General features: G+C 57.4%; 11 protein-coding genes. 6 read left to right on the top strand and 5 right to left on the bottom strand.

The window, feature by feature from the left end; translation table 11 throughout:
* Positions 1–100: 100 nt before the first annotated feature.
* Positions 101–706, top strand: coding sequence for an OmpW/AlkL family protein (locus ACR0JR_RS12175; protein WP_480456372.1), 606 nt, complete (start codon positions 101–103; stop codon positions 704–706).
* Between the two features lie 46 nt (positions 707–752).
* Here ACR0JR_RS12175 and ACR0JR_RS12170 read toward each other — a convergent pair whose 3' ends face one another.
* The 3 genes from ACR0JR_RS12170 to ACR0JR_RS12160 form a co-directional block, all read right to left on the bottom strand.
* Positions 753–1,916 carry an isovaleryl-CoA dehydrogenase gene (locus ACR0JR_RS12170; protein WP_480456370.1) on the bottom strand — a complete coding sequence of 388 codons (1,164 nt, stop codon included), beginning with the start codon at positions 1,914–1,916 and terminating at the stop codon, positions 753–755.
* A 163-nt stretch (positions 1,917–2,079) separates the two neighbouring features.
* Positions 2,080–3,270: a DegT/DnrJ/EryC1/StrS family aminotransferase gene (locus ACR0JR_RS12165; RefSeq protein ID WP_480456369.1), complete on the bottom strand. Its 1,191-nt coding sequence runs from the start codon at positions 3,268–3,270 to the stop codon at positions 2,080–2,082.
* Positions 3,271–3,309: 39 nt separating this feature from the next.
* Positions 3,310–3,981: an HAD-IA family hydrolase gene (locus tag ACR0JR_RS12160; RefSeq protein ID WP_480456368.1), complete on the bottom strand. Its 672-nt coding sequence runs from the start codon at positions 3,979–3,981 to the stop codon at positions 3,310–3,312.
* A 134-nt stretch (positions 3,982–4,115) separates the two neighbouring features.
* Between ACR0JR_RS12160 and glmU the strand changes: the two genes are divergently transcribed.
* Genes glmU through ACR0JR_RS12145 form a run of 3 tightly spaced genes read left to right on the top strand, consistent with a single transcriptional unit; the run spans position 4,116 to position 7,976 of the window.
* Positions 4,116–5,468: a bifunctional UDP-N-acetylglucosamine diphosphorylase/glucosamine-1-phosphate N-acetyltransferase GlmU gene (gene glmU / locus ACR0JR_RS12155; protein ID WP_480456367.1), complete on the top strand. Its 1,353-nt coding sequence runs from the start codon at positions 4,116–4,118 to the stop codon at positions 5,466–5,468.
* Positions 5,469–5,471: 3 nt separating this feature from the next.
* Positions 5,472–7,295 (top strand): glutamine--fructose-6-phosphate transaminase (isomerizing), encoded by a 1,824-nt coding sequence (gene glmS / locus ACR0JR_RS12150; RefSeq protein ID WP_480456366.1) that lies wholly within the window; start codon positions 5,472–5,474, stop codon positions 7,293–7,295.
* A gap of 6 nt (positions 7,296–7,301) precedes the next feature.
* Positions 7,302–7,976, top strand: a complete 675-nt coding sequence (locus ACR0JR_RS12145) for a DNA alkylation repair protein (RefSeq protein ID WP_480456365.1) — start codon at positions 7,302–7,304, stop codon at positions 7,974–7,976.
* Here the strand turns inward: ACR0JR_RS12145 and ACR0JR_RS12140 are convergent.
* Positions 7,973–8,389 carry a hypothetical protein gene (locus ACR0JR_RS12140; RefSeq protein ID WP_480456363.1) on the bottom strand — a complete coding sequence of 139 codons (417 nt, stop codon included), beginning with the start codon at positions 8,387–8,389 and terminating at the stop codon, positions 7,973–7,975. The two genes, ACR0JR_RS12145 and ACR0JR_RS12140, sit on opposite strands and share 4 nt — an antisense overlap.
* Before the next feature lie 91 nt (positions 8,390–8,480).
* Here ACR0JR_RS12140 and moaA point away from each other — a divergent pair, with 91 nt between their 5' ends.
* The gene (moaA, locus tag ACR0JR_RS12135) at positions 8,481–9,488 is read left to right on the top strand and encodes a GTP 3',8-cyclase MoaA (protein WP_480456361.1); all 1,008 of its coding nucleotides are present in this window, start codon (positions 8,481–8,483) and stop codon (positions 9,486–9,488) included.
* A 1-nt stretch (position 9,489) separates the two neighbouring features.
* On the top strand, positions 9,490–10,785 hold the full coding sequence (locus ACR0JR_RS12130; RefSeq protein ID WP_480456359.1) for a 3-deoxy-D-manno-octulosonic acid transferase: 1,296 nt from the start codon (positions 9,490–9,492) through the stop codon (positions 10,783–10,785).
* Between the two features lie 77 nt (positions 10,786–10,862).
* Here the strand turns inward: ACR0JR_RS12130 and ACR0JR_RS12125 are convergent, their stop codons facing one another.
* Positions 10,863–12,026, bottom strand: coding sequence for a M20 aminoacylase family protein (locus ACR0JR_RS12125; RefSeq protein WP_480456358.1), 1,164 nt, complete (start codon positions 12,024–12,026; stop codon positions 10,863–10,865).
* Positions 12,027–12,042 lie beyond the last annotated feature (16 nt).

Below are 12,042 nucleotides of genomic sequence, written 5' to 3'. Positions count from 1 at the left end.
GCTTCATCGGTGCAATTTCGATGCGAAATTGATGCAGATCAGAGTTTGGCGGCATCGCGCCATCCACAAGGTCCACATTGACGCAACCAAAGGCATGAATATGACAAAGAAACTCGCCGCTTTGACCCTTTCCACCGCGCTTGTCGCGCTGGCTGCCCCCGCATTCGCCCAATCGCAGGGTGATTGGACGGTCGGTGTTGGTGTCGGTTATCTGGATCCCAAATCCGATAACGGCTCGCTCGCTGGGTTTGACGCCGACGTTGACTCGGACACGCGCCCCATCTTCACCGTCGAGTACTTCGTTCAGGACAACCTCGGGATCGAATTGCTGGCCTCGACCCCCTACAAACATGACGTCACTCTTGGTGGCAGCGTTGATGCCGGAAGCGTCAAACACCTGCCGCCCACCCTTTCGCTGAACTATCATTTCGCGACCAATAGCGCATGGAAACCCTATGTCGGCGCGGGTCTGAACTACACCATCTTCTTCGAAGAGGACTCGCCCCTGGGCGATTTGGATCTGGACAATTCCTTCGGCGTCTCGCTGCAGGCCGGTCTGGACTACATGGTCACCGACAAAGGCGCTGTGCGTCTGAACGTGCGTTGGTTCGACATCGACTCGGACGTCACTTTGGACGGCAACGACATCGGCAAAGCCGAAATCGACCCGTTCCTGATTGGCCTGTCCTACGTCCATACGTTCTGATCCAATCACCAAAGCCCCGGAGTTCGTGAAACTGCGGGGCCTTCCCTCACAGCATTTCGTTCATCATCTCACGGCCGATCAGCATCCGACGGATTTCGCTGGTGCCCGCGCCGATCTCCATCAGCTTTGCATCACGGAAAATGCGGCTGACCGGCGCGTCGGAAAGGAACCCGGCCCCGCCCAGCGCTTGCACCGCTTGATGCGCCTGCACCATCGCCTGTTCCGAGGCATATAGGCAGCACGCTGCCGCATCCTGTCGGGTCACATCTCCCCGATCACAGGCCTTAGCGACTTCGTAGACATAAGCCCGCGCCGAATTCATCGCGGTGTACATATCTGCGATCTTACCCTGCATCAGTTGGAAGCTGCCGATCGGCTTGCCGAACTGTTTGCGCTCGGCCAGATAGGGCATGACCTCGTCCAGACAGGCCGCCATGATACCTGTCCCGATCCCAGCCAGCACAACACGTTCGTAATCCAGTCCAGACATCAAAACGGCAACACCCCTGCCCTCTTCGCCCAGAACATTCTCGAACGGCACTTCGACATCATCAAAAATCAGCTCAGCTGTGTTAGATCCGCGCATCCCCAGCTTGTCGAAATGAGGCGAGGTCGAGAATCCCCTCATCTCTTTCTCGATCAAAAAGGCCGTGATCCCCTTCGATCCGGCCTCGGGCTCCGTCTTGGCATAAACGACCAGAGTATCCGCGTCCGGCCCATTGGTGATCCAATATTTGTTGCCGTTCAGACGATAGTGATCATTGCGCTTTTCCGCCCGCAATTTCATCGACACCACATCCGATCCGGCCGAAGGCTCAGACATAGCAAGAGCGCCCACATGATCGCCCGAAATCAGGCGCGGCAGATATTTCTGTTTCTGCTCATCCGTCCCATTCAGCTTGATCTGGTTCACGCACAGGTTCGAATGCGCCCCATAGGACAACGAGACTGAGGCCGAGGCGCGCGCCACCTCTTCCACTGCAATGGTATGCGCCAGATACGACATTCCCGCCCCGCCATACTCTTCTGGCACTGTGACGCCCAGCAGGCCAAGGTCACCCATCTCTTTCCACAGCTCATTCGGAAAGGCGTTCGAGGCATCAATCTCGGCCGCCATCGGCTTGACCCGTTCCTGCGCCCAACGGTGGACCATCTCACGCAGGGCATTCACGTCCTCGCCCAGATCGAATTGCATTGTGGCCATAAACATGCAGGGCTCCTCCGATTGCATTAATGAACAAGTGTTCAATAATCAAATAGCAGCGATTCCCCCTACGGTCAACGACGACGCGCAGGCCAACGCAAAACGCCGCCCGGCAAGGGACGGCGTATTCAAATAAACCGAGCGTGCGCTGAAAGCGCACTCCGCTGGATTACGATTGATAAACCGCGCTAACCTCAGCCCGGATAATGCGCGCGATTTGGCTACAATCCTCTAGCGAGAAGGTCAGCGGAACGCGCATATCCATGATCCCGGCCAATATCCGATCACTGACCGGCATAGGGGTACTGTCGGCATAGCGCCAACTGTCATAGCGTGAGGTAAAGCCCGACGGCTCGGCCCCTCCGAACCACTTCAGTTCAACCCCGCGCGCGGCGCAGCGCTGGATGACCTCGGCAATACGCTCGGGCGTCCAGTCCAGCAACAGGAATTGGATCGACGAACCGACATAGGTCTCAGCATCGGGCCGCTCTACGATTTTCAAACCGGGTGTTCCCCGCAGACCATGCTCGATTTCATCATATCGTTCATTCCAGCGCTGCACCTGCCGGTCCAGATCGCGCAACTGCGGACGTAAGATCGCCGCACGCAAATTGTCCATCCGGCCCGAGACATTGGGGGTGGTGTATTTGATCTGCTCGAAAACCTCCGGCCCGGGCGCTGCCAGATGGCGTTCATAAAGCATGTAAGACCCGGACAACATCGTAGCCTTGGCGGCCAGTTCCGGATCTTCCGTGATCAGCAACCCGCCCTCGCCCGAATTGACATGTTTATAGGTCTGGCACGAGTAACATCCGATGGCCCCCTGCCGACCAGACAGCTGCCCGCGCCATGCAGCACCCATGGTATGGGCGCAATCTTCGATCACGATCACACCCGCCGCATCACACATCTGCATCAGGCGATCCATATCGCATAGATGCCCTCGCATGTGGCTCAGCATCAACACCTTCGCCTGATCCAGCTTGGCCTCAAGATCATCCAGATCGATGGTCAGGGCTTCGGTCACACCAACAAGGACCGGCTTTGCGCTTACCGACGCAATCGCCCCCGGCACCGGCGCCAGAGTGAACGCGTTGGTCAGAACCGGATCGCCCGGCTTTACGCCAACTGCCCGCAACGCTGTGGCCAGAGCGTAGCCTCCCGATGAGACCGCCAGACAGTATTTCGCCCCCATCTGGGCGGCGAATTCCTGTTCCAACAGCGCAGTTTCGCTCAACTCGCCATGTGCAACGTTGTAACGATGCAACCGACCATGGCGCAGGACGGCCACGGCAGCCTCAATGGCGACTTCGGGGATGGGCTCTTGCTGGGTGAAATTACCCGTGAATGTCTCGGTCATAGGCCTGTTTTGGTGCGGAGTCTCCAGCGGGTCAAGGGATCACGCGGCCGCACCGAACAAATCGGAGACCAGGTTCGGTAAATCATCAAAATGATGCAGCAACGCCTCGGGCTGCAGCGCGGCCATTTCATCGCCTGACGGGCCGAAAGTCACCAGAACCGAAGGCACGCCTGCAGCCCGCGCCGTATTCCGGTCAGTGTCCGAGTCGCCGATCAGCACGCAATGATCGGGATGCCCCCCGGCGCGGCGCGCCGCTTCACGCAAAGGCTCAGGATCAGGTTTGCGCACCGGCAACGTATCGGCCCCTACCAGCGAAGCGAAACGATCGCGCGCGCCCATCCGGGACAGCAGCAGATCAGCAAGACCTTCGGGCTTGTTGGTGCAGATACCCACTCCATAACCCGCACCTTTCAGTGCTTCGACGGCTTCGAGCGCACCGGGATAGAAATAGGTATGCGTATCGATCGCTTGCCCATAGACCTCCAGAAAGACCGGATAATAGGCTTCGACAACATCCGCATCATAGGCGCCGACCCGCTTCAATCCATGGGACAACATCAAGCGTGCACCGCGCACCGAAACCGCCGCATCAAGCTCGGGCATCAGTACATCTCCATGGCCCATCTCACGAAAACAGTGGTTTGCAGCAGCCAACAAATCACCGGACGTATCTGCCAAAGTTCCATCCAAATCGAAGATTACCGTACGCATTCTTACCTCCTGAACCGGCGGGATTCCGCCATGTCGTGTTGCAAACGGCAATCTTCTTTGATGGCCGAACCGCTTGCGCCTTTGACCACAGCGGATAAAACGGGCCACAACAAAACAAAAGAGAAAATGATTTCATGAGCACTGCCCTTGTCATTCTTGCCGCAGGAAAAGGCACAAGGATGAACTCTGATATTCCCAAAGTCCTTCACCCGATTGCCCAGGTGCCGATGCTGGTTCATGCCATGCGTGCCGGTGCTGTCCTGTCTCCCGAGCACACCGTGATTGTTACCGGCCACGGCGCGGAAGCCGTTGCACGCGTCGCTGAAGCCGAAGATGAAAACGCCAGCATTGCGGTGCAGGAAGAGCAGCTTGGCACCGCCCACGCGGTTGCGCATGCGCGTGCCGCGCTGGATGGTTTTCAGGGGGACGTGGTCGTCCTCTATGGCGATACCCCGTTTCTGCAGCCCGACACCCTGCAGCGAATGATTGAAGCGCGCACAAAAAACGATCTGGTCATTCTTGGGTTCGAAGCTGCAGATCCCGCCCGTTATGGTCGCTTGGTCATGGATGGTGACTCGCTCGAGCGGATTGTTGAATTCAAGGATGCCACTGACGAACAACGCGCCATAACCTTCTGTAACTCAGGCCTTTTGGCGTGTGACGCTGAAACCCTTTTCTCACTTATCGATGCGGTTGGAAACGACAATGCCTCGGGTGAATATTATTTGACCGACGTCGTTGAGATAGCCCGCGACAAGGGTCTGAACGTAACTGCCGTGGCCTGCGATGAAGCGCAGACATTGGGTGTGAACTCCCGCGCGGATCTGGCGGCAGCGGATGCAGTGTTCCAAGAACAGGCGCGCTCCGAACTACTTGATCTGGGGGTCACTTTGATGGCACCTGATACGGTGTATCTGGCAGCAGATACCGTGATTGGTCGCGACACTGTCATTGAACCAAATGTGGTTTTTGGCCCCGGCGTAACCGTGGAAAGCGGCGCAACGATCCGGGCGTTTTCGCATCTCGAAGGCTGCCATGTCAGCCGAGGTTCCGTGGTCGGACCCTATGCCCGCCTACGCCCGGGTGCAGAGCTGGCTGAAAACGCGAAAATCGGCAACTTTGTTGAGATCAAGAACGCCGAGATCGCAGAAGGCGCAAAGGTGAATCACCTCAGCTATATCGGCGACGCTTCGGTTGGGGCGGCTACAAATATCGGTGCTGGAACCATCACCTGCAACTATGACGGCGTGATGAAGCACAAAACGACCATCGGGGAAAACGTGTTTATCGGATCGAACACGATGCTGGTGGCCCCGGTCATTCTGGGTGACGGCGCGATGACCGCCACGGGAACCGTAGTGACCAAGGATGTTGAGCCAGACGCATTGGCCGTGGCGCGTGCCAAGCAAGAGAATAAGCCCGGCTACGCGTGCAAATTGTTTGAAATGTTGAAGGCGAAGAAGGCTCGCCGCGACAAAGGAGCCTGAATTATGTGTGGAATTGTTGGTGTTCTGGGCAGCCACGAAGCCGCCCCTATTCTGGTCGAAGCACTGAAGCGACTTGAGTATCGCGGCTATGACAGTGCGGGTATCGCTACGGTTAATGATGGCGCGCTTGGGCGTCGTCGGGCTGTCGGCAAGCTGGTGAACCTGAGCGACCTTTTGGTGCATGAGCCATTGGCCGGCAAATCCGGCATCGGTCATACCCGCTGGGCGACCCATGGGGCGCCATCAGTAAACAACGCGCACCCACACAAGGCGGGACCTGTCGCTGTTGTGCACAATGGTATCGTCGAAAACTATCGCGAACTGCGGGCAGAGTTGGCTGAACATGGTGTTGACTTCGTCACGGACACTGACACCGAGACCGTTGCCTTGATGACAGAACGGTACATGTCCGAAGGACAATCGCCGATTGACGCCGCGTTCAATACCATCGACCGGCTCAAAGGCGCATTCGCACTCGCCTTCCTATTCAACGGGCAAGAAGATCTGATCGTCGCAGCGCGTAAGGGCTCGCCTCTGGCGATAGGTCATGGCGATGGTGAGATGTTTGTCGGCTCGGACGCTATCGCATTGGCCCCGCTAACCGATCGCATCACCTATCTTGAAGAAGGCGATCGGGCGGTACTGACCCGCACTTCGCTGGAGATTCGAACCGAAACCGGTGAGCTTGCCAACCGCGAAGTCCGGCAAATCCAGATCGATCAGGCCCGCGCCGACAAAGGCGGCCACAAGCATTATATGGCCAAGGAAATTGCCGAGCAGCCTGTTGTGGTGGCCGAAGCCATCCGCTCGTATCTTCCGACCGGAGGCGATAAGGTGGTGTTGCCCGGTGACGATCTGGATTTCACCAAGCTGGATCGTCTGACCATGGTGGCCTGCGGAACGGCATTCTATGCTTGCCTGACGGCAAAGTACTGGTTCGAACAGCTGGCCAAAATGCCGGTTGAAGTCGATATCGCCAGCGAGTTCCGCTACCGCGAACCTCCGATCTCGGACCGGACGCTGGCGCTGTTTGTCAGCCAGTCGGGCGAAACCGCCGATACGCTGGCGGCATTGCGCTATTGCGAAGGCAAGGCGGATAAAATCGTGTCGATTGTCAATGTCGCGGAAAGCTCGATTGCGCGCGAAAGCGATGTGGCACTGCCGATCCATGCGGGTGTTGAAATCGGTGTTGCCTCGACCAAGGCGTTCACCTGTCAGCTTAGCGTGTTGCTGATGCTTGCCCTCAAAGCTGCTGCAGATCGAGGCACACTGTCCGACGAAGAGATCGCGGATCACGCGGCCGCCCTTCGCGGTTTGCCGACTGTGCTGAATGCTGCGCTGGATCAGAACGACGCTATTCGCCAATCCGCCCAACGCCTGTCCGAAGCGCGCGACGTGCTGTTCCTGGGCCGTGGCCTCATGTACCCGCTGGCGATGGAAGGCGCGCTGAAACTCAAGGAAATCAGCTATATCCACGCCGAAGGCTATGCCTCGGGTGAGTTGAAGCACGGCCCGATCGCCCTGATCGACAAGCATATGCCGGTTGTTGTCATGGCACCGCGCGACGCAGTTTTCGACAAGACAGTTTCGAACATGCAGGAGGTGATGGCGCGTAAGGGCAAGGTTATCCTTGTCTCGGACGACGATGGTATCGCTGAGGCTGAAGAGGGGGTTTGGAGTACGATCCGTATGCCGCATGTCCACACCAGCCTTGCCCCGATCCTCTATTCGGTGCCCGCGCAGCTGCTGGCCTATCATACGGCTGTGGCCAAAGGCACAGATGTGGATCAGCCCCGCAATCTGGCAAAATCCGTCACGGTCGAGTGACGGCACATGCAGGCTTATCTGGATCAGATCAAAGCACATGCCGATCCTGAACGCGCAGAACAGGTGGCGGCCTACCACAAGGTAGACCGCCCCTATCTGGGTGTTCCAAACCCGGTTCTGAACGATCTGACCAAGGCGTGGCGACGAGAACTTGAGGTCGCTGACCGCATCGCCGTCGCCGACGGTTTGTGGCTGACCAACATTCACGAGGCGCGGGTCGCAGCGGCAAAGCTTCTGACCCAAGCCCGTATCCGACCAGATGACGCAGTATGGGACCTGTTGCAAAGCTGGTTACCGGATTTTGATGCCTGGGCCGTGGCCGATCACGCCTGCATGGCGATGCAAAAACGCCTGTCGGCTGATCCAACCCGGCTGGTTCAGGTCGAACGCTGGACCACGTCGGACCACATGTGGACCAAACGCGCCGCGCTGGTCGCCACCTTGCCCTGGACCAAACAGAACCATCCCAAACCGGAAGAACTGGCGTGCCGCGACCGTATTCTCGGCTGGGCTGCCAAGTATGTCTCCGATCGGGAATGGTTTATCCAGAAGGCCATCGCATGGTGGCTGCGCGAATTGTCAAAGCATGATCCAGAGCGCGTAGTCGCATTTCTTGAAACGCACGGCGCAAACATGAAACCATTTGCCCGTAAAGAAGCGGGCAAATACCTGAGCGCTTAGTCGGAATAGACTTCCAGTTCTACCAGCTCATCAAACGGCACAAGCAATGCGCGCATCGCCTCAAGCGACAACCGACTGCCGCCGCCCTCGGGGCCCGGCGCGGGGATAAGCGCAACATAGGCCTGCGCGCCTGTACGCGGTACAACCACGCGACCGTTGATTTCAGTCTGAACCAGAGGTGTTTGCAGCCAACGTCCTGGCGTATTTGGATCGCCTAGGCCGGCAACCGTTTTTTTGGCGCCCGTCCAACCGACCGTAGCGACGACAGGTTCCGACACCTCCTCGGCAATCTCTGGCGCGGCAGGCGCAGTCTCACGTGCGGTGGATGAGCCACTAAAAACCCGGTCCGTGGTGGTCCGGATGGCATCGCAGCCAGAAACAAAAACACAAACCAAAATCAAAGCATATCGCATGCTGAAAACCCTATGCCCCTACACCGAACTGTTCCAGCCCAAAACACAGTTCGCCCTTGCCGCGAACGGGCCTCCGCTTTACCTATGAGCCATGACAGCTCCGCTTATCGACCCATTTGCCCGCGCCATCACCTATCTCCGCGTCTCCGTCACGGACCGCTGTGATTTTCGCTGCGTCTATTGCATGTCTGAAGATATGAAGTTTCTACCCAAAAAGGACCTTCTGACGCTGGAAGAACTGGACCGTATGTGTACCACGTTCGTGAACCTGGGCGTCGAAAAGCTGCGCATCACCGGAGGAGAGCCTCTGGTGCGCCGGAACATCATGTCTTTCTTCCACAGCATGACACGGCATCTGGACAGCGGCGCCCTGAAAGAGCTGACACTGACCACAAATGGATCACAGCTGCATCGTTTCGCCGAAGATCTTTATGCGGCGGGTGTGCGACGTGTGAATGTATCGCTGGATACTCTGGACGAGGACAAATTCGCAAAGGTCACCCGCTGGGGCCGCCTCAAACAGGTACTGAACGGCATCGACGCAGCGCAAAAGGCCGGGCTGCGTGTCAAAATCAACGCTGTTGCGCTTAAAGGTTTCAACGAACCGGAACTGCCCAAGATCACTGACTGGTGTGCCGAGCGCGACATGGACCTGACCTGGATCGAGGTCATGCCCATGGGCGATATCGGCAACGAGGACCGCCTAGATCAATATTGGTCGCTCAAGGACGTCCGCAAGGAATACGAAAACCACTATGCCGTCACCGATCTGGCTGAACGCACCGGCGGCCCGGCGCGCTATGTGAGACTTGAGGAAACGGGTCAGAAAATAGGTTTCATCACGCCCCTTTCGCATAATTTCTGCGAAAGCTGCAATCGGGTACGCCTGACCTGCACGGGCGAGTTGTATATGTGCCTGGGTCAAGAAGACATGGCGGATCTGCGCGGCGCTCTGCGCGACCATCCCGACACAGAGCAACCGCTTGAGAACGCGATCCGGGCTGCTATCAACCTCAAGCCCAAGGGTCATGACTTCGATTACTCAAGGCAGTCGATCGACGGCCAAATGAGCCGTCATATGAGCCATACAGGCGGCTGAAATGCCCGAAAGCCCACAGCCTACCCTGCTGTACAAATTGTACTGCGGTCTGATGACCGCCGTCGAGCCGCTGGTCTGGCGTAAAGTCCGTGGAAAACTGCAGGCTGCAGGCGTCTCCAATACTCGCCAGCAGGAACGGCTGGGCCATGCCAGTCTGCCTCGCCCGCAAGGGCAACTGATCTGGTTCCACGCCGCCAGTGTAGGTGAAAGCCTTTCAGTCCTAAGCCTGATCAATCGATTGGGAAATCGCTTGCCGGAAGCCGAATTTCTGATCACCTCAGGTACCCCGACTTCCGCCGAACTGATCGGGAAACGCCTTCCTGCGCGCGCCCGCCATCAATACCCACCGCTGGACAGCGCGACTCCGGTGCGCCGGTTTCTGGACCATTGGCAGCCCAGTGCAGGTATCTTCGTTGAAAGCGAAATCTGGCCACGATTGATTGTTGAAGCCACCAACAAGGGCGCGCCACTGGCGCTGCTCAATGCCCGTCTGTCAGACAAGTCAGCCACTGGATGGAAGAAACGCCCCAAAACCGCACGCTTCATTCTGGATCAGTTCACGCTGTTTCTAACTCAAAACAGCAAAACAGCCGACAACCTGATTGCCATGGGCGCTGATGCTGATCGCGTCCAACCCGGCACAAACCTCAAAGCCATGTCTGATCCGCTGCCCGTCCACCAGGAAACACTAGACGCGATCAAGTCACAGATCGCCGGACGCCCAATGTGGATCGCCAGTTCGACGCATTCAGGTGAGGAAGAAATCGTTCTGGCGGCTCATAGGTTGTTGTTGCAGCGTTGGCCTGATCTTCTGCTGCTACTGATCCCGCGCCACCCTGAACGCAGGGATGATGTCATTAAACTCGCAGGCGATGCCGGCCTGTCGACGGCTCAACGCAGCACGGATCAGCCGATCAGGTCAGACACTCAGGTTTATGTCGCAGATACATTAGGCGAAACCGGAACCTGGTACGCACTTTGCCCGATGGTCTTCCTGGGTGGCTCGCTGAAAGAGATCGGAGGCCACAACCCTTTCGAACCTGCGCAAGCTGGGGCCGCGGTAATCACAGGTCCGGGCTTCTTCAATTTTGCCGAAACATTTGCACCCTTGATCGAAACCGGCGGCGCGGTCTTGGTCAATTCTGCCAGTGACCTTTCAGATTCGGTCGCCCTATGGCTGTCGGAAAAGGATGTTCTTGCCGCAGCGCAAACCGCAGCCCAAGCTTGCGTCAACACGCAAAAATCCGCGTTGGACGAGGTGATCGACACGCTGTGCAACCGCCTTTCACTCCACTGACATTGGGCACCGATCCCGCTTTTTCTGGTTAAAAATATCCCGGAGAGCGCGAGGGGCTGGCCCCTCGCCTCTCACCTTCAAGCAGCAGGCATCCGCTGCTCAACAATCTCAGCCCACCAACTACACCCGGCAGGGATGGCCTCGTCGTTGAAGTTATACTCCGGGTGATGAACCATCGCCGTGTCGCCATTGCCCACCAGGATATAAGCGCCCGGGCGTTCTTCGAGCATAAACGCGAAATCCTCACCACCCATAACCAGAGGGGCCTCATCACAGCTTCCCGAGACCGATTTAGCCACCTCAGCGGCAAAATCCGTCTGTTCGTCACTGTTCACCATGACAGGATACCCGCGAATATAGGTCACATCTGCCGTTCCACCGAACGTTGCCGCGACACCATTGCAAATCTCATTGATCCGCTTTTCCGCCAAATCTCGCATCTCTTTGCTCATGGTACGCACGGTACCTTTGATCTGCACCGTTTGCGGAATCACGTTGAACGCCTTCGAAGACGTCTCGAACGACGTCACTGACACCACAACCTGATCGATCGGGTCCGCATTGCGCGAAGCAATTGTCTGAAACGCCAGAACCGCCTGTGCGGTCATGACGGTCGTGTCGATGGTCTCCTGTGGCTTCGCGGCATGGCCACCGCGGCCCTCAAAGGTGATGTCAAACTGATCAGTCGCAGCAAAGAACGAACCCGGACGGATGGCGAAACTACCCACCGGACGGCCCGGCCAGTTGTGCATGCCGTAGACCTCTTGGATATTCCAACGCTCCATCATGCCGTCTTCGCACATCTCACGACCGCCGCCGCCACCTTCTTCGGCAGGTTGGAAAATCACAACGACTGTGCCGTCGAAATTACGCGTCTCCGACAGATATTTCGCTGCACCAAGCAGCATTGCTGTATGACCATCATGACCACAGGCATGCATCGCGCCATCGGTCTTTGAGGCATAATCCAGCCCCGTCGCCTCAAGAATCGGCAGCGCATCCATATCAGCACGCAGGCCGATGACCTTTCCGTTGGAATCAGATTTGCCCTTAATCACACCAACTACACCGGTGCGCCCGATCCCAGTGACGACCTCGTCACAGCCAAACTCATTTAGCTTTTCCGCGACCAGGGCGCTGGTGCGGTGAGTTTCAAACAGAATCTCAGGGTTTTCATGAATATCACGTCGCCATTCGGTGATTTCGGCCTGCAATTCGGCAAAGCGATTCTTAACTGGCATGTCTTTTCTCTCCTAA

This window comes from Ruegeria sp. AA3 (genome assembly GCF_056542905.1).
Note: the sequence above shows the minus strand (reverse complement) of the source record. Positions and strands in the feature narration are given on the sequence as shown.